Below are 25,658 nucleotides of genomic sequence, written 5' to 3' on the forward strand. Positions count from 1 at the left end.
CCGCTCGGCACATCTGTGGTCGCCACCCCCAAATCAGTAAGCCCAGTCATTACGGTCCGAAATTTCGGTAAATTTCAATTTTTTGTACCGAAATGCTGCGTTGGGCTTTATCGTGGGATTGCACTAAGCTATGCTATCCATTCGATTTTAATAAAGGGAAGTAACCCAATGTATTTTCGGCGCGTTATTCTTATCGGCGCAGCGTTCGCGCTTAGCGCACCCACAATGGCGCAGGACGCGGCCATTGACGGGCGCGTGGGCAAACTCGAGAAGGAAATGCGGGCGGTTCAGCGGCAGGTATTCCCAAATGGTTCCGGCAAATTTGTCGAAGCTGATATCCAGTCACCCACAGCGCCAAGCACGACGACCAGTTCAACCACCACAACGGTGGATATGACCGCGCGTGTAGATGCATTAGAGGCGCAGCTTGCTACCCTAACCGGGCAGGTCGAATTGCAAGGCAATGATATGCGCCGACTTGAAGGCAGGCTGAAGGCCGTCGAGACCCGACTAGCAACCCAGCCAGCACCGCCCGTTGAAACGGTGGTGCCAACGGCAACGCCCACAGCGGCAGCGCCGAAAGCCAAAGCTGGCGTAGTTCCTACAAAGCCTGTCACCTCCGCTAAGCCAAATCCCGCCCGCGTCGCCGCGGTTGCCACAATCGAACGTCCCGCCAGTGGGGATGCGTTCGAGGATGGCTACAATTATGGCTATCGCTTGTGGGAGGCCAAATTCTATCCGGAATCGCAAGCAACGCTTGAAGAAACCTTGGCCAAATTTCCCAAGCACAAACGCGCAAGCTACGCACGCAATTTGCTTGGCCGGGCATGGTTGGATGACAAAAAACCAGCGACTGCGGTGAAGGTTTTCTACGACAATTATAAGGCTGATCCACGCGGTGACCGAGCGCCCGAAAGCTTGTTTTTCTTGGGATCAGCTTTGACTGACCTTGGGAAGTCGCCCGAGGCATGCGAAGCTTTTGGTGAACTGGCAAGGGCGTATCCAGATGCGGCGACCGGCCGCTTGGCCGAAAGGATCACATCCGGCAAAACAAGGGCGAAGTGCAAGTAACGCTGACGCCAGTCATTCTCGACCGATTTAGAGCTGCACTTCGCAGGCTAGATTGTGCGGATGATGATCGGTTTTTATGCGGAGTGTCGGGCGGTCCCGATAGCCTGGCATTATTGTTGTTAGCGCAGCAAATTTTGCCCGGCAGATTGGTTGCCGCAACCGTAGATCATCAATTACGGCGAGAGTCTGCAGAGGAAGCACAGTTTGTTGGGGAAATCTGCCATAATCTCGGCGTACCGCATATCATTTTGACACCCGACAAAAAAATATCAGGCAATATCCAGTCATCGGCGCGCGCGGCCCGTTACGCGTTGCTGGAACGTGCGGCAGATGCGCAAGATTGCCAACACATTGCCACGGCACATCATGCCGATGACCAATTGGAAACGCTGCTCATGCGACTGGCGCGGGGAAGCGGCGTCGATGGATTGTCTGGCATTCGCGCCCGCAATGGACGCGTGGTGCGGCCACTACTAGAATTCACAAAAGCGGAACTTATAGACATCTGCTCCAGCACTGGCATTCAACCAGTGAACGACCCCAGCAACGCAAACATCGATTTTGACCGGGTTGCGATGCGGAACTGGCTGGCCAACACGCCGCATCCATTTACTGCAAGCCGCGCGCTGCGCACGGTAAGCGCATTGGCCGACGCATCCGATGCGTTGGTGTGGATGACAGACACGCTGGCCGCGCAGAGGGTAAGCCACCAAAATGACGTTATCATCTGCACGGCCGACGGCCTTCCCAGTGAATTCAAGCGGCGGCTATTAATCCACTGCCTCAGGACGATGGACGTCAATCTTGCTCCGCGTGGCGACGCAATTGACCACTTGTTAACCGAGCTCGAAAATGCGCGGACCGCCATGATTGGCAATATCAAATGCGTAGGCGGCGCAGATTGGCGTTTTTCCAAAGCGCCGCCCCGGCGCGGGTAAGAGAAAACAGGCTGTAATTTTGCCAATCGCTATATTGTCATTCACGCATTCGCCCTTACATTAGATGCATATCGCCACGTATTGAGCGCGGGCACAGAATAAGGCAGTGATAATGAACGACGAACAAGAACCCAAAGGCAACCCGATGCTGCGTAACTTGGCCATTTGGTCAGCGATCATTGTCGCGCTTTTGCTTGTGGCTTCAATGTTCAGCGGGTCATCCACACCGGCTAACGGCATTACCTACTCGTCTTTCCGCGATAAGGTTGAGGCCGGCGAGGTTAAGTCCGTAGCTATCGCGCCGGAGCGCATTAACGGCAAATTGCAGAATGACGAGACGTTCGCCACAGTGCCGCTACCAAATGATAGCAGCCTTGTCCCCCTGCTCAGGGACAAAGGCGTAGTGATTGAAGTCAAAACAGCAGAGCAGCCAAGCCTGCTGCTCCTGCTTGTATATCAAGCCCTTCCATTCTTGCTCATCCTTGGCATCGCTTTCTTCGTTTTGAGACAAATGCAAAAGGGCGGCGGAGCTGGCGGAGCCATGGGTTTTGGCAAGTCAAAGGCGAAATTGCTGACTGAAAAGCATGGCAAAGTAACCTTCGACGACGTGGCCGGCATTGATGAGGCCCGGGAAGAGCTTCAGGAAATCGTCGAATTTTTGAAAGACCCGCTTAAGTTCAGCCGCCTTGGTGGTAAGATTCCCAAGGGCGCGTTGCTAGTTGGTTCGCCAGGCACAGGTAAAACATTGCTGGCCCGCGCGATCGCTGGTGAGGCTGGCGTGCCTTTCTTCTCCATCTCCGGTTCTGACTTTGTCGAAATGTTTGTCGGCGTTGGCGCAAGCCGCGTGCGCGACATGTTTGAACAGGCGAAGAAAAACGCCCCCTGCATCGTCTTTATCGACGAAATCGATGCGGTGGGTCGCAGCCGTGGCGCTGGCCTTGGCAATCAGAATGACGAGCGCGAACAGACTTTGAACCAGTTGTTGGTCGAAATGGACGGTTTTGAAGCCAATGAAGGCATCATCATCGTTGCCGCAACCAACCGTCCTGATGTCCTTGACCCGGCCCTTTTGCGTCCCGGCCGCTTCGACCGTCAGGTAGTTGTGCCGCGCCCCGATATTGACGGCCGCGTCAAAATCCTAGCCGTGCACATGAAGAAAGTGCCGTTGGCGCCCGACGTTGATGGCCGCGTGATCGCGCGCGGAACGCCCGGCTTCTCCGGCGCCGATCTTGCGAACCTTGTGAATGAAGCTGCTTTGTTGGCCGCACGTCGTGGCAAGCGGTTGGTTGCCATGCAAGAATTCGAAGATGCCAAAGACAAGGTGATGATGGGCACCGAACGCAAGTCGATGGTCATGACTGAAGATGAAAAGAAAATGACTGCCTATCATGAGGCCGGCCACGCAATCGTGTCGATTCATGAAGCCGCATCGGACCCTATCCACAAGGCAACCATTATTCCCCGTGGGCGCGCCTTGGGTATGGTCATGCGTCTGCCCGAGCGGGATAATTACAGCTATCATCGCGACAAAATGCACGCCAACCTGTCCGTATCCATGGGTGGACGCGTGGCCGAAGAATTAATCTTCGGCTATGACAAAGTCAGTTCAGGCGCATCCAGCGACATCCAATACGCCACCAGCCTTGCGCGCGACATGGTTACCCAATGGGGCATGTCGGATGCGATGGGCCCGCTCCAATATGAAGAGCGTCAAGAAGGCTATCTTGGCTATGGCATGTCGCAACGGTCGGCTATGTCGGACGAAACAGCGCGTAAGATCGATGCCGAAATCCGCAAGCTGGTTGAGGGCGGACATCAACGGGCGACAGAGTTACTGACCACGCATAACGAACAATTGCACCTGTTGGCCAACGCACTTCTGGAGTTTGAAACGCTCTCGGGCGACGAAATCAACCAGCTATTGGAAACTGGCAAATTCGAACGTGACGATGGCAAGGTCGTTAAACCTTCGTCCATTCCAACGGTGGGTACAGCCATACCAAAGGCGGGACGCGGCAAATCTGCGCCGGTCGGAGGCGCAACGCCGCAAGGCGCTTAGGGTCAGGACACTGGTTTCCAGCTTTTATTCGCGGCCTCAACGTACTATCCCCCATGGGGAGAGGGTGGAGGTCGCGAAATGAAATATGCTGCGCTTGTGGTTATGGGCGTATTGTCATGCGCCGTTCCTGCACACGCCATGGATGCTGAAACTTTTTTTGTAAAAGCGGTTGCTCTGCAAAAACGGGGCATAGGCGCCGTCTTTGCAAAAGACCTAAAGCCCATGGCCCGCGTTTTTGAAGAAGCCGCGAAGTCGGTAAAAGCCGAGAATGAGGCCGCGCGCACCGCAGGATCCCCTTTATTCTGCGCGCCCAAGAAATACCGGATGAATGCCGAGCAGTTCATTGGCGAATTCAGCCGAATCCCCAAAGAGCGCCGACAGGTTCAGTCAGTCCGAGATGCGTGGCGCGAAATAGTCATCCGCCGCTTTCCCTGCTAACCTCACATCATATGAGGAGCGGTCCGCATGCCGATCTATTGCGATGAGTCGGGCGGAGTTGGGCGTGGGGTGATGACACTCGCTGCCATATCCATTGAAGAAGATGATGCTGACGCGGTTGTGGCGCACTTTTGCGAAATATCCCGTCTATCTGGGGAAATAAAGGGTAGCCGCATTGACTTGGGAGAGCGCGCATTGTTGTTTGAGCTGCTTGGTCAAAAGCCTTGGGCAGCAACCATAAGCATCGCGATTTCCGCGCTCGCGCTCCATCCGGGGGAAGACCGAGGTGCACACGACATCGACATCTATGCGCGATTGCTTAAGGATGCCGTTTCGTACATCATAAAAGGCAGTAATCCTTGCGTGCAAGTGGTCATTGACGATGGTCGCTATGGCCCCGAGACGCTGGCCCTAATCCGCAAAGATATCGCAGACTTGATTGGTCCTTACGGTACTGCATTGCTTGATCTCAGTCACCGCCGGTCGGGGCTTCAAATTGCGGATGTCATCGCCAACACCTTCTTCAACCACGCGATGGCAACCGAGCGCCAAAGCCGAATGGCGGCCATCGTCGCGCCATTTTTGGAAAGTGGCAAAATTAGCCTGCGGATACTTTCATCTGATACCGAGAATGATTGAAGGCACAAAAGAAAAGGCCCGGACGAGCCGGGCCTGTTTCACAGATGCCGATGAGTGAAAATTACCGGTCGTAATCGCGCTGCACGCCTGCACCGCGCGCTGGCGCAGCGGCGGTCAAACGCAGGGCTTCTGCAGACAGGCTGATCGAGCCGACTTCATCCGCTTCTTCATCCTCATCAACCTGAACCTTCTGCAGCGACTGCACCAGGCCTTCTTTCAATTGGTCAGGGCGAACGGTTTCCTCAGCGATTTCGCGCAAAGCAACGACCGGATTTTTATCACGATCACGATCAATGGTCAGTTCAGCGCCACCAGAGATTTCACGCGCACGTTCGGCGGCGAGTAATACAAGGTCAAACCGGTTGGTGATCTTGTCGATGCAATCTTCAACAGTAACGCGTGCCATATTGGCTCCTGATTCTTCGTATATTCGGGAAGTTGGTCGCGCCTAGAGATAATGGGCCAAAATGTCAATGCAAAGGGCGGGCCGCTTGCCGTGCGCTCCGCAAAGCGGTATCGCTAGCAACATGACAGTGCAATCAGGCAAGCCCGGGTTCCCCGGAACGCACTTTCAGGTTGCGGGCCATGATTTGCATTTGGTTCATCAGCCGCAAGATCGGCTCAACGCCGTTTTGCAGCTTATCGCGGTGGCGCAAAAATCGATACACATGTTTTTCTACATGTTTTGTGCCGATGAGACCGGTCGGGAAGTGCGCGACGCACTCGTTGCTGCGGCGACACGCGGTGTGCACGTGCAATTGATTATAGACAGCTTTGGATCAACCCAGGTGAGCAATCGATTTTTTGACGCTTTGCTTGACGCTGGCGGCAACTATCACAGTTTCAGCACCCGCAAGGGCCTTGGTTACCTGATCCGCAATCACCAAAAGATGCTGATCATCGACGGCGCCTATGCGCTTGTAGGAGGTTTCAATATCGCCGACCCCTATTTCGGGCGCGCAGGTGACGATAGCTGGGAAGATCTCGGCATAATCGTGTCTGGCCCCCAAGCGCAGCGGCTGAGCGATTATTTTGAGGATATGGCGCACGCATCAAACGGCGGCAACGTCAGCTTCCGGCAGATCCGCAATATCATCCGGCAATGGCGGCCGGGCATTGGTCGAGTACAATGGCTGTTGGGTGGGCCAACCAACCGCCTTTCGCCATGGGCACTCACGTTCAAGCGATCATTGGATACGGGCAATAGATTTGACATCGTTTCCGCCTATTTTTCGCCGTCCCAAACCATATTGCGACGCCTTGCCAAGACAGCCAGGCGCAACCAAGGGTCGCGCCTCATATTGGCCGGAAAAACCGATAATGGGGCAACGATTGCCGCCGCGCGCGGGCTTTACCGCTATCTGATGCGCCGTAAGGCACGGATTTTCGAATATCAAACGCGTCCACTGCATATGAAGCTGATGGTCATTGATGACACGGTCTATATTGGTTCGGCCAATCTGGATGTCCGAAGTATGTTCATCAATCTGGAAATTATGGTGCGCATCAAGGACGCAGGCCTTGCGTTACATATGCGCGCATTGATTGAAGGGCTTGTCTCCCAATCGGAGGAGCAGACACGGGTTTTGTTAAAGAGGCGGGACACTATTTGGAGCCGGATAAAGTCGGCCCTTGCCTATTTCTTGGTCAATTCGGTGGATTACACCATTGGCCGGCGGATCAAATTCAGTTTGATGCGCAATAAATAATCATTCTTTCCAGCCCCAGAACAGATGGCAAGGCAATATATTCCATAAGGCATAGCCATTGTCGATCTTACGGAAATGCGGGATCATGAAATCACGCGCACGAGCACGGAACTGATAGACCAGAAATGCCCCGCCGGGCCGGATCGCCTTCGCTGTTTCCTCAGCGATCACAGCGCCAAGATTATTGGGGAGCGTCGAAAAGGGCAGGCCGGAGAGAATATAGTCGGCATGTGCAAACCCGAGATTGTTTATGATTGCGTTCACATCTGCCGCCGAACCATGGACAGCGACAAAGCGGCTGTCACGGACATTATACCACAGATACTCAATAAAATCTTCGTTCAGATCAATGACCAGCAATGTGGCATCGGGGCGCATGCGGTCCAGAATGGGTTGGCAGAAAGTGCCAATGCCCGGACCATATTCCACAAATAATTTGGTGTTGTCCCAGTCAACCGGCGCAAGCATTTTGTTCACGGTGAAGGACGATGACGGGATGATTGACCCAACCATCACTGGATGTTTGATAAAGCCTTTAAGAAAAACGCCCCATGGACCCAAAAAGCGGCTTGCGCTGCTTTTCAAGCGGTTCAGCACCGTCGTTTTGGCCAATCTTGAAGAGATCATAGGATGGGTCCGGGAGAAGTTGTCACGAAACAGTCACATTCACAAATTGATACAGTTCGTGCAACCGCGCTTACCAACTAACTGTTCCACCTATCTTGCATTGCAGATCAAATCAGTCTTATGCCGCTGACATGGCAAAGCTAGGCAGCGGCACACTTTCGGTTATATTTGTGGCACAGCGCACGGGGCTGGACGCCGATGGTTACGCGAGGGCCGCCGCCACGATGGATGAACTCGCCGCACGACAAGAAGGCTATGTTGGTATGGATTCGGTGCGTGGCGCAGATGGACTTGGAATCACCGTCAGCTATTGGACAGACGAGGCTAGTGCAAAAGCATGGCGTAATCATCCCGAGCACGCCGCAATGCGCGATGCTGGGCGTGACCGGTGGTATTCGGACTACAGCCTGCATGTCGCGCAAGTGATGCGAAGTTATGATTGGAAAAAGCCATGAGCGCGGTTCAAGCTATCCCCAATAGCCGCGTTGTCGTGCTGTTCCTCGTGATGCTTGTCGCGGCGGCTGGCAATACCGCGATGCAGTCTGCCCTTCCCGCGATCGCCAGCGAATTGGATATGCCCGACGTGTGGGTAAGTCTGGCCTTTAGCTGGTCTGCGTTATTGTGGGTTATCACTGCGCCCAAATGGGCGCGCCTGTCGGATCGCCGAGGCCGCAAACAACTGATGAGTGTTGGCATCATTGGCTTTGTCGCGTCGATGGGCATGTGTGGGTTGGTGCTTTGGCTTGGGCTGGCTGGCCTGATAGGCCCTGTCGTGACGTTCATCCTGTTTGCGTTATTCCGCAGCCTTTACGGCGGTTTCGGTTCGGCTGCCCCACCCGCCGTTCAGGCATATGTTGCCGCCCGGACCGAACGCGCAGAACGTACCAAGGCGCTATCGATGCTTGCCTCGTCTTTTGGCGTTGGCACCGTTATTGGCCCTGCCACCGCGCATTATTTTCTGTTCCCACCTTTCGGTCTGGCTGGGCCGCTCATCATGTTTGCGGCCTTTGGTGTGGCCGTATTGATTGCGTTGCATGTTCAACTGCCCAATGACACCCCACGTTTTGAGGCACGCGGCGCCGTTGCGGCTTATCCCAATTCGGCGTCGATCAATGCGCCCGACGATGAAGAGGTTGCTGGCGAAGCTTTGGGGTCAGTGTTACCTAAAACTGAGGTCCGCCTGCCATGGCGCGACGGAAGGATGGCGTCCTGGCTCATTGCGGGGCTTATCGGCGGCCATGCACAAGCCATCATGCTGGGCGTTGTAGGTTTTCTTGTGCGTGACCGGCTTGGGCTCCATGACCGCCCATGGGAGGCGGTGCAGGCGAGTGGATCAGTTATGCTGATCGGCGCTATGGCCACCTTGCTGGCGCAATGGGGCCTGATCCCCATGCTCTCGCTTGCCGCGCGCAGTTCCGTTTTGATTGGCGCTATCCTCGCTTTAATCGGGACCATCCTGACCGGTCTCAGTTATGATTTTTACGGCATCAGCACGGGCTTTGCGATTGCCTCACTTGGCTTTGGGCTTTTCCGGCCAGGCTTTACTGCCGGCGCATCCTTGGCGGTCGGACGGCACGAGCAAGGGGACGTTGCAGGAAAGATTGCTTCGATCAGCGGTGCTGCATATATCGTCGCCCCGGCCGTTGGCGTTGCGTTATTCAATTATTGGGAGCCAGCGACGTTCATTCTCATCGCGGCATCATTATTGTTCCTGATTATTTGGGGGCGAAAGGCGTTGGTCACACCAGATATTTGACAGTATTGTTGTGAATGTGGGAACGGGGCTATCGTTGGCATCAACGGCTCTGCGCCAAAACTCCCTTTGTTGCAGCAAAGTTGGCAGAAAGCTGTGGCGACATGAGAATAATAGATGCGCTGAATTTGCACAAAAAAAGGGCCGACCGAAGCCGACCCTGAAAAAGTCTTTAGGAGAGGATGCCTAAAAGGCTCGATCTGTATGGCTAAGTTTCATTTTTTGTGCAAGTGCGAACAGCGCAATAGCTGTTGCAAATGATGCAACCATTATTTATACGTTTAAGCTGAATTTCGTGGCATTTGTACGATCCTGAGAACAGGAAATTTTTGGTGCAGTGCGGCAAAGTTAGGAGATGATATGCGCAGATTGCCCCCCCTACGCTCGTTGGAAGCGTTTTTGCGCGTCGCTAAGCTTGGTTCGGCAAAAGCTGCCGCGAGCGAACTCGCATTATCTCCGCCCGCGCTCAGCCGCCGCATCAAGGCGCTGGAAGACTTCATTGGCAAATCCCTGTTTGACCGCCGCGCGCAAGCAATGGTCATTAATGCGGATGGTGAGGCACTTCTGGCGGCCGTTGAACCAGCGATGGACGCAATGGCAGAGGCGGTTGACGAGCTGGCCGGCCGTGGCGGGGAGTATCGCCTGCGCTTGGGCCTCTTGCCGCTTTTTGGTTCGCAAAGGCTCATTCCGCGCCTGCCTGAATTGCGAAAGGCGTTTCCGAAGCTTCATATCGATGTGGACACATCTGGCCATGCCGAAAATCTGCTGGGTGATGTTGTCGACGCAGCTATCATCATTTCAGCAGACGTCGACCCCAAGCTTTACAGTGTCCGCTTGGACCGCAATCTTGTTTACGCCATCGCCTCTGAAAAATGGGCAAAGGAGCATAAGGTCGAAAAGCCTGAGGACCTCGCAAAGCATACGGTCATGGTCCATAGTGACATGCCTATGATTTTTGACGCATGGCGGCAGGCGATGGGGGTCCCCCGCCTGAAGCCGGCTGCGATCGATAGTCTTGATAGTGGCGCATTGATGCTGGAGGCTGCCGCAAATGGTCTTGGCGTTGCAATCATGCACGGAAGTCACTTCTCCGACGCGCGCGACCCGCGCCTGACGCGGCTTTTCGATACAGAAGTTGAAAGCCCCTACAGCTATTACTTCGTGTGCCGTCCCCGCGCGCTGAAGCAGAGAGCTGTTAAAATCTTTCACGACTGGTTGTTGAAGTCTGGCGTGTAATTGCCCGCGATCCCTTAAATCCTGTTCATAGCGTTCGGCGCGTTTTGGTTCTGCCGTCCCGTTTCTGACAATTCTGATTTACACTTCCGGACTGACAACCCTCATCATCAACCGATGGCGACAAAGCGAAGCACTTGACCCCGTCGGCGTCGGGCGTCATTGCAGGTGTATGAATCAAGACATAGCCGATATGAATTTTGAAACCGCGCTGCGGGCGCTTGAGGACATCGTCCATAAGTTGGAAAGCGGTGAGGCGCCGCTCGATGAATCCATCGCCTTGTACGAACGTGGCAATGCGTTGCGGGCCTTGTGCCAACAACGGCTTGATACGGCGAAAGCGCGCATTGAGGCCATTGTCCAAGGGCCAGACGGGTCGCCAACAGGTACAACAACATTCGATGCCGGATGAACATTATGGCTGCCAAACCATCATTGTTGCAGGACTCACTGGCGCAAATTGCGGCGGACATTGATCACGAATTTGATGCGCTTCTGACGCTACCCGGCGACGCGCGGGACCGCCTATATGCCGCCATGCGCTATGCCGCGATTGGCGGCGGCAAGCGCCTCCGGCCGTTGCTTGTGACTGCGACAGCGGCTCTGTTCCATGTGGATCGTGCAGTGGCTTTGCGCGTTGGCACGGCTGTCGAAGCTATTCATGTCTACTCTCTGGTGCATGACGACTTGCCCTGCATGGATGACGACGACATGCGCCGTGGTAAGCCGACCGTGCACCGCGCGTTTGATGACGCAACTGCTGTTCTGGCCGGAGATTCTCTTCATGCTTTGGCATTCGAGATACTCGCGAACCCGCAAACGCATGGCGACCCGTTCGTGCGCGGCGAACTGGTATCGACACTGGCTTTAGCAAGCGGCCCGGAAGGCATGGCCGGTGGGCAGATGATGGATATCGAAGCCGAGAAATCCGCATTCGACCTCCAAACCATCATGCGCCTGCAAGCGCTGAAGACGGGTGCTCTGATTGCCGCCAGCGTTGAAATGGGGGCAATATTAGGACATATCCCGACAGAAGGCCGAACGCATTTGCGCGGATATGCAAGGGACATTGGCCTCGCCTTTCAGATCGCCGACGACATCATGGATGTTGAAGGTGATCCAGAACTGGCTGGCAAAGCGCTTCAAAAAGACGCGGCGGCCAATAAAGGCACCTTTGTATCTCTCATGGGCCTCGAACGCGCCAAGCAGCAAGCGGAAATGCTTGTGCAGCAGGCCAATGACCATCTGTCGACTTATGGTGCCGAAGCTGATCTTTTGCGCGCCATTGCCAATTATATTACCGAAAGGGATCGCTAGATGACACACCGGATTGGCGTTTATCCTGGCACATTTGACCCAATCACCTTGGGCCATATGGATATCATCCGGCGCGGCGCGAAACTGGTGGATGAGTTGATCATCGGCGTAACCACAAATGCGGCCAAATCCCCAATGTTTTCCGATGATGAGCGGATTGCGATGGTCGAGCGCGAAGTCGCCAGCATCGGTTCGGCGCATATTCGTGTTGTTGGGTTCAACTCATTGCTGATGGATTTTGCCGAAGCGCAAGGTGCAAGCACCGTCATTCGTGGTATTCGCGGCGTCACGGATTTCGAATATGAATATCAACTCACGGGCATGAACCGCCAGTTGAACGATCGCGTCGAAACGCTGTTTTTAATGGCCGACGTATCCCTACAGCCCATTGCCTCGCGGCTGGTGAAGGAAATTGCAATTTACGGCGGCGAAATCGGGAAGTTTGTGACTCCCGATATTCGCGACGAAGTCGTTGCGCGCGTGCACAAGTTGGGCAAAAAAGGCGGTTAAGCGCTAAATCGGCTTGCGTTGCTTGCGTTCCTTAGGGTCAGGACCATAAGCGGAAGACGTGCCATATACCCTGCCTTACGAATATCAGAGAAGCGATAACTTCGGGGATGACGCAATTGTCATCGGAGTCCTAAGTTTACAAACATATACGCAAAACGCGGTATTTCTGTAAACTTACCGCAACGTTGCGACGTTGGCTTTCCGGGTCCGAAAGCCGGGGTGGGGTTCAACAGGTTCAAAGAGCCAGTCGCGCAACACATAAGGGCGTGACGCACAGAATCTCAAAACAAATCCTACATTTCAAGCGAAACCTATTTCGGGGATGACGCACCTGTCACCGTAATTCCCACCGTAATTCCCGTCTGCAGAACAGAAATGACGGCGGCAAGATCCGGGCCGAATTCACCTTCCATTTTGCTTCTCAACCGCCAAAGCGCGCAAGTCGGTTTTCAGCAACTTGCCAATATGGCTGCGCGGCATTTCGTCGATGGTGTAGAGCACCGAAATCCGCTGCGTCTTGCCAAGCTGCCCGTTCACACGCGCAAGAATGGACTCAGGCGATGCCGCCGCGTCCGTCAACCGCACAAAGCCAACGGGCGTTTCGCCCCACGCGTCTGAAGGCATGCCAACCACGGCAGCTTCGGCCACTTCGGGCTGCGCCTCCAACAATTCTTCAAGGTCTTTCGGATAAATGTTGAAGCCGCCGGATATGATCATATCCTTTGCGCGGCCCACGATAGATACAAAGCCATCTTCATCGACAATGCCAATGTCGCCAGTTTTCAGCCAGACATTGCCCTCTTCGTCACGCCACTCCATCTCGTGTGTTTTTTCTGGTTGGTTTTTATAACCGGACATCATGGTAGGCGACCGGCCAGTAAGCACGCCTTTGGAGCCGGTGGGCAGGCGATTGTCGTCCTCGTCTAAGACAATCAGTTCATGGCCCGTAACGGGCTGCCCCACGGTGTGCAATTTGTCGGGATGGTGATGCGCTTGAAGCATACAAACAACACCACCCTCGGTCATGCCGTAAATCTCGATCAGTCCACCGGGCCAACGCTTCAAAACGTCCGCTTTCAATTCGGCGACAAAGGGCGCGCTGGTGCAGAATTTGACAATGAAGTTGCTGAGATCGTAGCTATCAAATTCCGCATGTGCCATGAGCCGTTGATATTGCACCGGCACGAGCATGGTGTGCGTGGTCTGATCAATCTGCGCATGGTCAAGATAGGCCAAAGCATCAAATTTCTCCATGATCCGGACAAAACCACCATGACAAATAGTTGGCAGAAATACCGCCAATGTCGTGTTCGAATATAAAGGCGTCGAGACCAACGACCGCGTGTCCCGGTTGTAAATTGACTTGAAGCCACCTGCCATTTGGTGCCAGCGCATGCCGTGCGAATGGATAATACCCTTGGGCGTTCCTGTGGTGCCACTCGAATAAATGATGTTGAACGGATCCGTCGCAGCCGGCGGCGGCGCGTCAAAACGCGCGCCTTCCTCTGCCATCCAGTCGGTCAGCGCCAGATGGTCGCCAACGGCGTTATCGAGCATGATGATTTTGACATCGCCCAGCGCGACCCCTTCAAGATCAGCCAGTTTCGCGGCATCGACGAACAGATGCATCGCGCCGGAATCTTTGAACATCGCGGCCAACTGCGCGGGCGTTGCCGATGTGGTCAATGGTGCAGCACAGCCCCCGGCGCGCACAACGGCAAGATACACCAAAGCATAAGGAATATTGCTGGTCCCCAATATGGCAACCGGTTGACCCCGCTGCAGGCCGTCGCGCTGTAGCACTGCGGCTATGCGCGCTGTCGTTTGCGCAACTTCGCGCCACGACAGTTCGGAACTGCTATCGGCAAGCGCCCGCGCATCAGGCTTTTCTTCGCCCCAAGCACCAATGAGCGCGCCGAAATCACCAAATGATTTTTCTAATTCGGTATCGATAAGCATGTAAAATCCACTCTCCCGTTCGCCGGTTGCTTTGCAGACTTAGCGCGATATGCAAAAGTTTCATTGCCTAATTTTCGGCAGCGATGCTGGGGGTAAAATTGCTATAATCGCCAACCAGAAAAGGCTGTGGAAAAATGACGACTTTAGGGCGCTTTTCCTTGGGCTTCTTAGGCTTTAGGCCTACAGTGCCACAATGACTGAAGAAACAACGGAAACCCCGCAATTTAACCCTTCTGCGGACAGCGCAGCCAACCCCAATCAGAATGAATATGGTGCCGACAGCATCAAGGTTTTGAAGGGCCTCGACGCCGTACGCAAGCGCCCTGGCATGTATATCGGCGACACGGATGACGGTAGCGGCCTACACCACATGGTGTTTGAAGTTTCCGACAATGCCATCGACGAGGCGTTGGCGGGGCATTGCGACCTTGTGCTGATCGAACTGAACCCCGATGGGTCGGTTTCTGTTGAAGATAATGGCCGCGGCATTCCAACCGGCATGCACAAGGAAGAAGGCGTTTCGGCGGCTGAGGTCATCATGACTCAGCTGCACGCTGGCGGCAAGTTCGAGAACACGTCGGACGACAACGCCTATAAGGTGTCGGGCGGATTGCATGGCGTTGGTGTGTCGGTGGTGAACGCACTGTCCGAGTTTCTGGAACTCATAATCTGGCGCGAAGGCAAAGAGCATTGGATGCGTTTTGAGCATGGCGATGCCGTAGGCCCATTGGTCGTCCGCGGTGACGCGCCGGTCGTCGATGGCAAGCCTAAAAAGGGCACACGCGTGACCTTCATGGCGTCCACCAACACGTTCAAAAACGTACTGGAATTTGACTTTGATAAGCTTGAGCATCGCTACCGCGAACTGGCGTTCTTGAACTCAGGCGTGCGCATATTGCTGCGCGACAAGCGGCATTCCGATGTCAAAGAACATGATCTTTATTATGAAGGCGGCATTGGGGCATTCGTAAAGTATCTGGATCGCAACAAAGCGGCATTGCTAGCCGACCCCATCACGATCACGTCCAACCGCGACGGCATTGGTATTGACGTCGCGTTGGAGTGGAACGACAGCTATTACGAAAACGTATTATGCTTCACCAATAATATTCCGCAACGTGACGGCGGCACCCATTTGGCCGCGTTCCGCTCGGCGCTAACGCGCACGTTGAACAACTATGCCGAGAAATCGGGTGTGTTAAAGAAAGAGAAAGTCACGCTGACCGGCGATGACATGCGTGAAGGGCTGACGGCTATTGTCTCGGTTAAGCTGCCTGATCCAAAATTCTCGTCACAAACGAAGGACAAGCTGGTCTCTTCCGAAGTGCGTCAGCCGCTGGAAAGCCTGATGGCAGACCGGATGAGCGAGTGGTTAGAAGAAAATCCCGGCCATGCGCGTACCGTCATTCAAAAGGTCATCGACGCCGCCGCGGCCCGTGAGGCCGCACGAAAAGCCCGTGAGGCCAGCCGTAAATCGGTGATGAGCGTGGCGTCGCTACCGGGTAAGCTTGCCGATTGTCAGGAGAAAGATCCTGCTAAGTCCGAACTTTTCCTGGTCGAGGGTGACTCGGCAGGCGGATCAGCCAAGCAAGGCCGTGACCGCCATTATCAGGCGATTTTGCCGCTGAAGGGTAAAATCCTGAACGTGGAACGCGCACGCTTTGACCGGATGCTGTCGTCCAAAGAAGTCGGCACGCTGATCCAAGCGATGGGCACGGGCATTGGACGCGAGGATTTCAATATTGAAAAATTGCGTTATCACAAGATCGTGATCATGACGGACGCTGACGTTGACGGTTCGCACATTCGGACATTGTTGCTCACATTCTTCTACCGCCAGATGCCCGAAATCATCGAAAATGGGCATCTCTTCATTGCGCAGCCACCTTTGTACAAGGTGGCGAAGGGCCGCAGCGAAATCTATGTGAAAGACGACAAGGCACTGGATGACCATCTGGCCGAACTTGGCCTTAATGGCGTTGTGTTAGAAGGCGCAGGCGGGCAACGCGCTGGTGCAGACTTAGGCGCTTTGGTGGACCATGCACGCCGTATGCGCAGCCTGATGGCCTTTGTCCCGCGCCGTTATGACCCAACAATTGTCGAGGCTATGGCGCTCACGAGCGCGCTGGACCCCGAGGCCACCGATCGCACCGCCGCCGTTGCCAAGGCGGCTGCTTGGATGGCTGCGCAAGATGTGGAGGGCAAATGGTCCGGCCGCGTGTCCGAAGATGGCGGCTATCATTTCGAACGCCTCTGGCGCGGGGTCACCGATCATCACATCATTGAGGCCGCATTTCTGATGTCGGCCGAAGCCCGCAAATTGCACAAGTTGGCGAGCGAAGAGACCGCAAGCTATGAAACCCCGGCGCGGCTCGTTAAAGTTTCTGCTGCTATTGCCGAGGCGATTGACGAGGTGGAGAGCGATGAAGATGCACCCGACGCAGTTGGCGATCAAGCCAAGCGGGCAACCACTGCGGTGAGCGTCGGTAACAAGGGCGCAATTACGCGCCCGTCCGAATTGCTGGAGGCGATATTGATTGCCGGCCGCAAGGGACTGTCGATTTCGCGGTACAAGGGTCTTGGCGAAATGAATGCCGAACAATTGTGGGAAACCACGCTGGACCCCAATCACCGTTCCCTGCTGCGCGTGGAGATTGATCAGGCCGACCTCGCAGACGACATTTTCACCAAGCTGATGGGTGAAGTCGTTGAACCACGGCGCGATTTCATCGTAGAAAACGCCCTAAATGTCGCCAATCTGGACGTCTAGGGTCAGAATTTTACGTTTTCGGATAACCGCAAACTTGGGGCAGCATAGCGCTTGCCCGTTCGAATATTGAAATGGCTTGTATATGTGCCTTCCCTTATGAGGGAGGCATGATGCTCGGACACCGTATTTTCATGATAGCAGGTCTGGCATTGCCGGTCTTGGCGCAGGCCGGCGACAATCGTGTCGAAATCGGCACTGGCATAGCGAGCTATTATGGTGCTGAACTGGGTGGACGCCGCACGGCAAGTGGCGAACGCTTTGACCCTAGCGCCATGACGGCCGCCCACCGCACCTTGGCTTTCGGCAGCCGCGTTGCCGTTACAAACTTGGCGAATGGTCAGGAAGTCGTTGTCCGTATCAACGACCGTGGCCCTTGGGGCAAATCACGCATTGTGGATGTGTCCTACGCCGCCGCCAAGCAACTTGGCATGCACCGCACTGGCACTGCCAAAGTGAAGCTTGAACTGCTGTATTAGGATCAGAACCCTAAACAATCGCAGCGCGCTGCCATTCGGGCAGATTGAGCAGATCCATATCCTCGACACGGCGCAACTCCACCGACAGGCCAAGTTCAGGATAGGCGCACCGCTGGCGGCTAAGGTCGGCATTTTCCAACGGTAGGACCACCAGTCGCCGGTTGACCTTTTGCCGCCAGTTCATGCGCGCCGTGTTTTCTTGCCCGACATAACATCCCTTTGAAAAGGACACACCGTTTAACTCCACGGCATTCGTCTCCAACCATAAGGTTTGCTCGCTTCCAAGCTCTGCCACGCCTTCCGTTATGCCCAAGGCCAGCCGATGCGCCCGATATTCGGCGCTGACGTCCACATCATCATCCGCAGGCGTTCCAATCCACCGTTCGCCCATATCCGGATGACGCGGATCACCGCTACCGTCTGCATTCCAAAAAACCGCATAGGTCGGATCAACAACAATCGAAATCTTGCGCCGCAACCGGTAGATTGAAAGCCGCCGAACGAGCGCCTCAGCCTGCGCGCCCTCACAATCGATGAGCACATCATCACCATCTGACCATAACAGGAAATCGAACAACGCCTTGCCCTGCGGGCTCAGCAGGCCCGCCCATAAGGGCATCATAGCTGCGGTATCCTGCGTCACGAGCCCTTGCAGGAATTGCCGCACATCTTCTCCGGTTTCGGTGGGGGACAGACGGACGACATGACGGTCGAATAGACGGGTGTTTCGCATAGGTGACAGATAGGGGTTCGGATGCTTAAAAGAAAGCCATGACCGACCAGATGATTCTTTCCATCCGCCGTCCCGACGACTGGCACGTCCATTTGCGCGATAATGCGGTGATGCGCAGCGTTGTGCCCTATACGGCAGCGCAATTCGCGCGTGCCATTGTCATGCCCAATCTGTCGCCGCCGATAACGACGGTGGAAGCCGGCGCAGCCTATCGCGACCGCATATTGGCCGCTGTGCCGCAAGGGACAAGCTTTACGCCTTTGATAACGGCCTATCTTACCGACACGTCGAACGGCGAAAAACTGGCGCGAGGCTTTACCGAGGGCGTATTTACCGCAGCGAAGTTATACCCCGCCCATGCAACGACCGGAAGCGCCCATGGCGTGACCAACATCGCCAACATCATGCCCGCGCTTGAACATATGGCGCGCATCGGCATGCCGTTGCTCATTCATGGCGAAGTCACCGATTCACATGTCGACATATTCGACCGAGAGGCCGTGTTCATCGAACGCACTCTGTCAAAGCTGGTCCACGATTTGCCAGACCTGCGCGTCGTTTTTGAACATATCACCACGGCAGATGCAGTCGCCTTTGTTGACGATGCCAGCGACAACATCGCCGCCACAATCACACCGCAGCATTTGCACATTAATCGCAACGCCATGTTCGAAGGTGGCATCCGCCCGCATGCTTATTGCCTGCCCGTGGCCAAACGTGAGGTGCACCGGCTTGCCCTGCGCAAGGCCGCAACATCGGGCAGCGCCAAATATTTCCTTGGCACCGACAGCGCGCCACATGACAAATCCGCCAAGGAAAGTGCCTGCGGCTGCGCCGGTATCTTTAACGCGCCATTTGCAATGGAAAGCTATGCTGCGGTTTTTGAGGAAGAAAGCGCATTGGACAAGCTTGAAGCCTTCGCCTCAGAAAACGGTCCGCGTTTTTACCGCCTGCCGTTGAATGAGGACCGTGTGACGCTGGAACGTGTGGACACACCGGTTCCCCAGCTGCTTGCGTTGGATGGCGTTTCGGTCGTGCCCTTTCACGCAGGCGAAACTTTGCGCTGGCGGTATCGGGCTTAAAGCCAGAGCCTAGGCCTTCGCAGCCCTATAGGTTTTGATCGCATCAGCGCAAAATATCGCGATGCTGGCCCAGATCAGGATAAAGCACGCCAGCTTGGTCGTGCTTAACGGTTCACCATAAGCGTAGACACCCAATAAAAATGCAATTGAAGGCGCGATATATTGCACGAAGCCGAGGCTGGCATAACTCATCCGCCGCGCCGCCGTTGCAAACATCAGCAGCGGGATAGCGGTCACCGCGCCCGCAAGGATTAGCAGCCCAGATGTGGTGAAGTCATCGCCGAACCCGCCCGTGCCAGCCTGCGCATACCACAGCACTGCGCCGAGCGATAAGGGCGCCAGCAACGTCGTTTCAATGGCAAGGCCCGGTACAGAGCCAACCGGCGTTATCTTGCGGATGAGACCATATAAGCCAAAGCTGAAGGCCAAGGATACCGAGACCCATAATGTGTCGAGCGCATCGCCGATAAGAATCGCCACACCAATGGCGGCAACCGCGACAGCCACCATTTGCAGCGGACGAAGCCGCTCACCTAGAAAAAGTCGCCCGAGAAGCACATTCACCAAGGGATTAAGATAATAGCCCAAGCTAGCGGCCAATATGTGATCGGTAGACACCGCCCAGATATAAATAAGCCAATTGATCGCAATCAACGTTGCGGAAGCGAGCAGGTTTCGTAAATGTGCTTTGTGCCGGAAAATCGCGCCATATTCGTGCAACTGCTTACGAAACGCCATGATGACCAGCAGCAAGGGGATCGACCATAAGATCCGCTGTGCCACAATGGCTATTGGCGGCACATGGCTCAAAAGCTTAAAATATACAGGCACGAAGCCCCAGATCAGATAGGCCGATATGGCATAAGGCAGACCGCTGGGCTGCGCGGTTTGTTTATCATCTGCCATATTTTAAAGCCCCCGCCCTCCATTGAGGGTCAGATAATGCCGCCGCCAATCCAGAGGCGAAGGGCGCAAATAGCCATAACCACCAGACAAAAATTACGGCCGCCATTTTTCTGCGAGATAAACCCGAACAACGCACCCGCGCCGGCGATCAAAATGATGAACCAGTTCAGCCATCCCAGAAACGGGATGAACCCGATGAAAGCCAGAATAAGGGCAATCAGGCCCAGAAGGAATGCGATCAAATTTGCCATATACAGACTGTGGCGAGTTTTGGGCGGGGTGGCAAGTAAAGCGATGTGGCAAAAGATGACAAGCGCCTTAGGGTCAGGGCCTAGCCCATTCGGCTTGACCGGATGCTGGGTTGAGCCACCAGCATCCGTTCATCTAAATTGAAATTTTTATGAACAATTACTCGGTCAATGTAAGACCCGTCCACTTTGCCAAGAATGCGTAAATATCCGAATATTCATCGATCACCTTGTCGGTTGGTTTACCCGACCCGTGGCCCGCACGGCTTTCAATACGAATAATTTTCGGTTTGCTTCCGGTTTCCGCAGCTTGAAGGGCCGCGATATATTTGAAGCTATGGCCCGGGACCACCCGGTCGTCCGTATCAGCGGTCGACACAATGACGGCAGGATATTCCAATCCTGATTTGATGTTGTGATAGGGCGAGTAGGTCATCTGCATTTTGAAATCGGCCTCCTTGTTTGGATAGCCATAATCATCGACCCAGTAACGACCTGCGGTAAACCGGTCAAAACGAACCATGTCCATGACACCCACGGCGGCATGTCCCGCTGCAAATAGATCAGGTCGCTGGTTCAGGGATGCGCCGATCAGCAAGCCACCATTGGAGCGGCCTTCGATTGCAATCTTGCCCTTGGCCGAAATGCCACTGGCGATCAGATATTCCGCCGCCGCCGCAAAATCGTCGAAAACATTCTGCTTGTTCATCAGGCGACCTGCATCATGCCATGGCTTGCCATATTCTCCGCCGCCACGAATGTTTGCCAGTGCAAATACGCCGCCAGACTGGAGCCATGCCATTCGCGTTGCCGAATAAGTGGGCGTCTGCGAAATGTTGAACCCGCCATAAGAGTATAACAATGTCGGCGCGCCGTGGGACAGATCAAGGTCCTTCTTATGGACGATGAACATCGGAATCTTCGTGCCGTCCTTTGACGGGTAAAATACTTGGCTGACGTTGAAGTCTTGCGGGTTGAAGCTCAACTTCGGTTCCGCAAATGGCGTCGATGCCCCGCTGTTGCTATCAAACCGGTAGACGGCGCCCGGCTGATTAAAGCTGGAAAAGCCATAAAATGTCTCTGCGTCGCCCGGTGTGCCGGAAAAGCCGCTAGCAGTGCCAATCGCGTTCAGTGCGATTTCCTGAATAGGCTTCCCTGCAAGGTCCGTCATCAGCGCCATAGACTTGGCGTCCTTGATGTACGACAGGATCATGCGATTGCCCACGATTTGCACCCGAGACAGGGTTTCTGGGCGCTCTGGGATGACGTCAGCGAACACTGGCGTCTTCGCTCCCAGATCGACGCGAACGACCTTCAGCTTTGGCGCATCCTTATTGGTAGTGAACCACAATATATTACCCATGCCTTCGATAGGGCCCCAATCATGCTCCAGTCCCTTGACCAAAGGCTGCGCCTTCCAAGTCGGGTTTTTGCCAAGCGGCATGATGTGCAGCTCATATTTCTCATCTGTGCCGGACGAGGTGGTGATCACCGCCCATTTGCCATCATGCGTCACCTGCGCACTATGCCCATATTCGGGTTTATCAGGCGTCGCGTAAATCGCTTTGTCTTCCGACTGTGGCGTGCCGATTTTATGATAGTAAACCGTCTGGTTATAATTCAGCTGTTGAAAGGCAGCGCCTTCTTGGGGTTCGGCGAAACGGGAATAGAGAAACCCTGCATTACCCACCCAGCTTATATTCGTGAATTTGGCCCATTTGATTTCGTCGGCCAAAACTTTGCCAGTCGCGGTATCCAGCACCTTAATCGTGCGCCAGTCGGAACCACCATCCTGAATGGCATAAGCGAGCAGCTTGCCATTTTGCGAAGGCACCCAGCTATCCAGCGCAGTCGCGCCATCCTTTGCCCAGCCATTCGGGTCAAGCAACACACGGTCCGCGCCCGTCAGCCCTTTACGCACATATAAAACCGACTGGTTTTGCAGCCCGTCATTTTTGTTAAAGAAATAATAGCCACCTGCCTTTTCGGGCAAACCAAAGCGCTCATAATCGAACAGCTTCTTCATCCGGTCGGCAAGGATTTTTTTACCGGGCAAAGTTTCCAGATAAGCGTCGGTGACGGCATTTTGTGCTTTTACCCAATTGGCGACTTCGGCATTGACGCGGACATCATCCTCAAGCCAGCGATAGGGGTCTGCAACCTTCACGCCGAATTGTTCATCGACGACATTGACGGTCTTGGTTTTCGGATATTTCAGCTCGGTAGTGACGTCGGCAGTTGCTGCGTCCTTGGCCTGCGCCATAGACGAAAATGGCGTCATCATAATGGCAGCCCCAAGCAAAAGTGCACTTCGCATAATTTCATTTCCCCAACTCTCAATTCTTTATCCTAGGCCTAAAGCGTCAGCCAGATAACGCCAACCATATTGCGCGCCATCCGTGCGTTATAATCGCACCTTCATCGAATGTATTGATCAGATGTCTCGCATGGCTGAGATGCTTAAAAGCGGACATGTAACAGTCGCAAGATCGTGGCCCGAGCCTGAGCCAAAGAAAAAGGGCGGCACCCTTCCGGATACCGCCCTTTTGAATTTCTCAGCTGCGACGCGTTTACTCGCTGTCGTCCAACACTTCGACTGGACCGCTGTCTTGACCCTTGGCATCAACATTGCGGTCAACAAGCTCAATGACGCCCATTGGTGCAGCGTCCGAACCACGGAAGCCAGCCTTGATCACGCGGCTATAACCACCGCTACGGTCGGCATAGCGTGTTGCCAGTTCGTCGAACAATTTCACCAATTGCGTATCGTCCATCAAACGGCTCATCGCGAGGCGACGGTTGGACAGGCCACCCTTTTTCGCAAGCGTGATCAGCTTTTCGATATAAGGACGCAGTTCCTTCGCCTTTGGCAAAGTCGTCTTGATTTGTTCATGCTTAATCAGCGACGCTGCCATGTTGCGAAGCATCGCGGTGCGGTGCGACGTTGTACGCTGCAGCTTACGGTGGCCAACTTTATGGCGCATATTATATTCCTTTCTTGCCGACCCTTCCGGGCGGGAAACCGGTTCCCACTTTCCCTGAAGGGATCGGTCGTTCGTAGGGGGGCCGTATCAGGTACCCCGATCCTGGCCGTTTAAGGGCGGCCATTTCCCTGTATGTTGGGCCAAAGCACTGCTTCGGCCCAAATATTCTTAACCGAGCAGCTCTTGTTCGAGCTTCTTGGCCATTTCTTCGATATTTTCTGGCGGCCATCCAGGAATGTCCATGCCCAGGCGCAAGCCCATTGACGACAATACTTCCTTGATTTCGTTCAACGACTTGCGACCGAAATTAGGCGTACGCAACATTTCGGCTTCGCTCTTTTGAACGAGGTCTCCAATGTAGATGATGTTGTCGTTCTTGAGGCAGTTTGCGCTGCGTACCGACAATTCCAACTCGTCCACTTTCTTGAGAAGATAACGGTTGAGCTGGTTTGCATCCGACTCTTCGGAAGAAGCCGAAGGTGCAGCCATGCCGATCATCGGCGAAGATGCAGCCATTGAATCTTCGAAGTGGACGAATACCTGCAATTGGTCCTGAAGGATACGTGCGGCATAAGCCACGGCGTCTTCTGGGGTTACAGTACCATCGGTTTCGATAGTCAGCGAAAGCTTGTCATAGTCCAATTCTTGACCGATGCGGGCATTATCAACCTTGTACGCAACCTGACGTACGGGTGAATACAGGCTGTCGACCGGGATAAGGCCGATTGGCGCATCCGCAGGGCGATTGGCAACCGCAGGAACATAGCCCTTGCCGCTGTCGGCAGTGATTTCCATGTTCAACGTCGCACCATCATCCAAATGGCAGATGACGAGGTCAGGGTTCATGACTTGGATGTCGCCCGACACGGCAATGTCGCCAGCGGTTACAGCGCCCGGGCCGGTGGCCGAAAGCTGAAGACGCTTTGGACCTTCGCCCTCCATCTTCAACGCGACCTGCTTAATATTGAGCACGATGTCAGTAACATCTTCGCGCACGCCGGCAAGCGACGAGAATTCATGCAACACATTCTCGATCTTGATCGACGTAATCGCTGCGCCCTGCAACGATGAGAGCAATACGCGACGCAGCGCATTACCGAGCGTCAAGCCAAAGCCACGCTCAAGCGGCTCGGCAACAAATACAGCCTTACGCTTCGCATCGCTACCTGACTTGAGTTCAAGCGCGTTGGGCTTTTTCAGTTCCTGCCAGTTCTTGATATTGACGGACATGGATTTCCCCTTGGGTTTTGCAAAACCGGCAGTTTGGTGCACCGCGCCGGGTTGCGGGTAAAAGAAGGAACGACTGAACAGCCGCCCCTGAAACAAATGCTTAGACGCGCCGACGCTTGGAAGGACGCACGCCATTATGCGGGATCGATGTCACGTCGCGGATCGAGGTGATGGTGAAACCGACCGCCTGCAAAGCGCGCAGCGCGGATTCACGACCGGAACCGGGGCCCTTAACTTCGACTTCCAACGTGCGAACGCCATGTTCAGCAGCTTTCTTGCCGGCATCTTCTGCGGCAACCTGCGCTGCGTAAGGGGTCGACTTGCGGCTGCCCTTAAAACCCATGGTTCCTGCTGAAGACCAGCTGATCGCGTTGCCTTGGGCATCGGTGATCGTGATCATCGTATTGTTAAAGCTGGCATTGACGTGCGCGACGCCTGCCGAGATGTTTTTACGCTCCCGCTTTTTAATGCGTTGTGGTTCGCGTGCCATATAATGTGTATCCTATTCGAAAATGCGAAGAAAAAATAATCAGGCGAAAGCCAATGATTACTTCTTCTTGCCCGCGATTGCCTTGGACTTGCCCTTACGGGTGCGCGCATTGGTATGCGTGCGCTGACCACGGACGGGGAGACCCTTACGATGGCGAAGGCCACGGTAGCAGGCGAGATCCATCAAACGCTTGATGTTCATCGATGTGTTACGGCGAAGATCGCCTTCTACGGTGTAGCCCGCATCGATGGTTTCGCGGATTTGCAGAACTTCGGCATCCGAAAGATCCTGCACACGACGGCTTTGATCAATTCCTAGCTTAGTCGCGATTTCGACGGCTTTAGTGCGGCCGATACCGTGAATGTAGGTAAGCGCAATGATCACGCGCTTGTTGGTTGGAATGTTAACTCCGGCAATACGTGCCAATTTATTTACTCCTGCTCCACAGGTGCCCCCGAAAGGACAAACCCTATCTCAACGCTGATG

Annotated in this window: 26 protein-coding genes; 15 read left to right on the forward strand and 11 right to left on the reverse strand. The window is 54.6% G+C overall.

Translation table 11 applies throughout. From position 1 onward, the window contains the following. Positions 1–168 precede the first annotated feature (168 nt). From Q0O07_RS02440 to Q0O07_RS02460, 5 genes are all read left to right on the forward strand, one after another. On the forward strand, positions 169–1,071 hold the full coding sequence (locus Q0O07_RS02440) for a tetratricopeptide repeat protein (protein WP_295489901.1): 903 nt from the start codon (positions 169–171) through the stop codon (positions 1,069–1,071). Continuing rightward, entirely contained in the window at positions 1,062–2,009 is a 948-nt protein-coding gene (gene tilS / locus Q0O07_RS02445) for a tRNA lysidine(34) synthetase TilS (protein WP_295489904.1), read from the forward strand. The genes Q0O07_RS02440 and tilS overlap by 10 nt, the downstream gene beginning before the upstream one ends. 112 nt (positions 2,010–2,121) lie before the next feature. Beyond that, positions 2,122–4,068 carry an ATP-dependent zinc metalloprotease FtsH gene (gene ftsH, locus Q0O07_RS02450; protein WP_295489906.1) on the forward strand — a complete coding sequence of 649 codons (1,947 nt, stop codon included), beginning with the start codon at positions 2,122–2,124 and terminating at the stop codon, positions 4,066–4,068. A 78-nt stretch (positions 4,069–4,146) separates the two neighbouring features. After that, positions 4,147–4,506, forward strand: coding sequence for a hypothetical protein (locus Q0O07_RS02455; RefSeq protein ID WP_295489909.1), 360 nt, complete (start codon positions 4,147–4,149; stop codon positions 4,504–4,506). 27 nt (positions 4,507–4,533) lie between these two features. Beyond that, positions 4,534–5,145, forward strand: coding sequence for a DUF3800 domain-containing protein (locus Q0O07_RS02460; RefSeq protein ID WP_295489913.1), 612 nt, complete (start codon positions 4,534–4,536; stop codon positions 5,143–5,145). Positions 5,146–5,206: 61 nt separating this feature from the next. On the opposite strand, the gene rpoZ is transcribed toward Q0O07_RS02460, so the two are convergent. Then, positions 5,207–5,551, reverse strand: a complete 345-nt coding sequence (gene rpoZ, locus Q0O07_RS02465; protein WP_295489915.1) for a DNA-directed RNA polymerase subunit omega — start codon at positions 5,549–5,551, stop codon at positions 5,207–5,209. Between the two features lie 121 nt (positions 5,552–5,672). Here rpoZ and Q0O07_RS02470 point away from each other — a divergent pair, with 121 nt between their 5' ends. Then, positions 5,673–6,854 (forward strand): phosphatidylserine/phosphatidylglycerophosphate/cardiolipin synthase family protein, encoded by a 1,182-nt coding sequence (locus Q0O07_RS02470; RefSeq protein WP_295489918.1) that lies wholly within the window; start codon positions 5,673–5,675, stop codon positions 6,852–6,854. Here Q0O07_RS02470 and Q0O07_RS02475 read toward each other — a convergent pair whose 3' ends face one another. Continuing rightward, a complete protein-coding gene (locus Q0O07_RS02475; RefSeq protein WP_295489921.1) occupies positions 6,855–7,481 on the reverse strand; it encodes a methyltransferase in 627 nt (208 codons plus the stop codon). Between the two features lie 131 nt (positions 7,482–7,612). Between Q0O07_RS02475 and Q0O07_RS02480 the strand changes: the two genes are divergently transcribed. The 6 genes from Q0O07_RS02480 to coaD all read left to right on the forward strand — a co-directional run bounded on the left by Q0O07_RS02480 (position 7,613) and on the right by coaD (position 12,294). Then, positions 7,613–7,936, forward strand: a complete 324-nt coding sequence (locus tag Q0O07_RS02480) for an antibiotic biosynthesis monooxygenase (protein ID WP_295489924.1) — start codon at positions 7,613–7,615, stop codon at positions 7,934–7,936. Beyond that, entirely contained in the window at positions 7,933–9,237 is a 1,305-nt protein-coding gene (locus Q0O07_RS02485; protein ID WP_295489926.1) for an MFS transporter, read from the forward strand. Before Q0O07_RS02480 ends, Q0O07_RS02485 begins: the two co-directional genes overlap by 4 nt. A gap of 357 nt (positions 9,238–9,594) precedes the next feature. Beyond that, a complete protein-coding gene (locus tag Q0O07_RS02490) occupies positions 9,595–10,470 on the forward strand; it encodes a LysR substrate-binding domain-containing protein (protein WP_295489930.1) in 876 nt (291 codons plus the stop codon). A 169-nt stretch (positions 10,471–10,639) separates the two neighbouring features. Further along, complete coding sequence (locus Q0O07_RS02495; RefSeq protein WP_295489934.1) at positions 10,640–10,879, forward strand: exodeoxyribonuclease VII small subunit; 240 nt, start codon at positions 10,640–10,642, stop codon at positions 10,877–10,879. 5 nt (positions 10,880–10,884) lie between these two features. After that, a complete protein-coding gene (locus Q0O07_RS02500; RefSeq protein WP_295489936.1) occupies positions 10,885–11,784 on the forward strand; it encodes a polyprenyl synthetase family protein in 900 nt (299 codons plus the stop codon). Then, a complete protein-coding gene (gene coaD, locus Q0O07_RS02505) occupies positions 11,785–12,294 on the forward strand; it encodes a pantetheine-phosphate adenylyltransferase (protein WP_295489939.1) in 510 nt (169 codons plus the stop codon). It abuts the gene before it with no gap. A 402-nt stretch (positions 12,295–12,696) separates the two neighbouring features. Here coaD and Q0O07_RS02510 read toward each other — a convergent pair whose 3' ends face one another. Then, a complete protein-coding gene (locus tag Q0O07_RS02510) occupies positions 12,697–14,253 on the reverse strand; it encodes a class I adenylate-forming enzyme family protein (RefSeq protein ID WP_295489942.1) in 1,557 nt (518 codons plus the stop codon). 193 nt (positions 14,254–14,446) lie between these two features. On the opposite strand from Q0O07_RS02510, the gene gyrB reads away from it, so the two are divergent. Continuing rightward, positions 14,447–17,023 (forward strand): DNA topoisomerase (ATP-hydrolyzing) subunit B, encoded by a 2,577-nt coding sequence (gyrB, locus tag Q0O07_RS02515; RefSeq protein ID WP_295489943.1) that lies wholly within the window; start codon positions 14,447–14,449, stop codon positions 17,021–17,023. A 107-nt stretch (positions 17,024–17,130) separates the two neighbouring features. Then, a complete protein-coding gene (locus tag Q0O07_RS02520; protein WP_295489945.1) occupies positions 17,131–17,499 on the forward strand; it encodes a septal ring lytic transglycosylase RlpA family protein in 369 nt (122 codons plus the stop codon). Between the two features lie 10 nt (positions 17,500–17,509). Here Q0O07_RS02520 and Q0O07_RS02525 read toward each other — a convergent pair whose 3' ends face one another. Then, the gene (locus Q0O07_RS02525; protein WP_295489948.1) at positions 17,510–18,232 is read right to left on the reverse strand and encodes a folate-binding protein; all 723 of its coding nucleotides are present in this window, start codon (positions 18,230–18,232) and stop codon (positions 17,510–17,512) included. Between the two features lie 38 nt (positions 18,233–18,270). On the opposite strand from Q0O07_RS02525, the gene pyrC reads away from it, so the two are divergent. Continuing rightward, positions 18,271–19,314: a dihydroorotase gene (gene pyrC, locus Q0O07_RS02530; RefSeq protein ID WP_295489950.1), complete on the forward strand. Its 1,044-nt coding sequence runs from the start codon at positions 18,271–18,273 to the stop codon at positions 19,312–19,314. Positions 19,315–19,323: 9 nt separating this feature from the next. On the opposite strand, the gene rarD is transcribed toward pyrC, so the two are convergent. From rarD to rpsM, 7 genes are all read right to left on the reverse strand, one after another. Continuing rightward, the gene (rarD, locus tag Q0O07_RS02535) at positions 19,324–20,220 is read right to left on the reverse strand and encodes an EamA family transporter RarD (protein WP_295489952.1); all 897 of its coding nucleotides are present in this window, start codon (positions 20,218–20,220) and stop codon (positions 19,324–19,326) included. A 29-nt stretch (positions 20,221–20,249) separates the two neighbouring features. Continuing rightward, entirely contained in the window at positions 20,250–20,471 is a 222-nt protein-coding gene (locus Q0O07_RS02540; RefSeq protein WP_295489954.1) for a hypothetical protein, read from the reverse strand. A 157-nt stretch (positions 20,472–20,628) separates the two neighbouring features. Next, entirely contained in the window at positions 20,629–22,749 is a 2,121-nt protein-coding gene (locus Q0O07_RS02545) for a prolyl oligopeptidase family serine peptidase (protein WP_295489988.1), read from the reverse strand. A gap of 289 nt (positions 22,750–23,038) precedes the next feature. Beyond that, a complete protein-coding gene (gene rplQ / locus Q0O07_RS02550) occupies positions 23,039–23,452 on the reverse strand; it encodes a 50S ribosomal protein L17 (RefSeq protein WP_295489956.1) in 414 nt (137 codons plus the stop codon). 168 nt (positions 23,453–23,620) lie between these two features. Continuing rightward, on the reverse strand, positions 23,621–24,682 hold the full coding sequence (locus Q0O07_RS02555) for a DNA-directed RNA polymerase subunit alpha (protein ID WP_295489958.1): 1,062 nt from the start codon (positions 24,680–24,682) through the stop codon (positions 23,621–23,623). A 100-nt stretch (positions 24,683–24,782) separates the two neighbouring features. Next, positions 24,783–25,172, reverse strand: coding sequence for a 30S ribosomal protein S11 (gene rpsK / locus Q0O07_RS02560; protein WP_125229604.1), 390 nt, complete (start codon positions 25,170–25,172; stop codon positions 24,783–24,785). A gap of 57 nt (positions 25,173–25,229) precedes the next feature. Then, positions 25,230–25,598 (reverse strand): 30S ribosomal protein S13, encoded by a 369-nt coding sequence (gene rpsM, locus Q0O07_RS02565; RefSeq protein ID WP_295489960.1) that lies wholly within the window; start codon positions 25,596–25,598, stop codon positions 25,230–25,232. Positions 25,599–25,658 lie beyond the last annotated feature (60 nt).

Source organism: Sphingorhabdus sp. EL138 (assembly GCF_945890115.1).
Taxonomy (GTDB): Bacteria; Pseudomonadota; Alphaproteobacteria; order Sphingomonadales; family Sphingomonadaceae; genus Sphingorhabdus_B.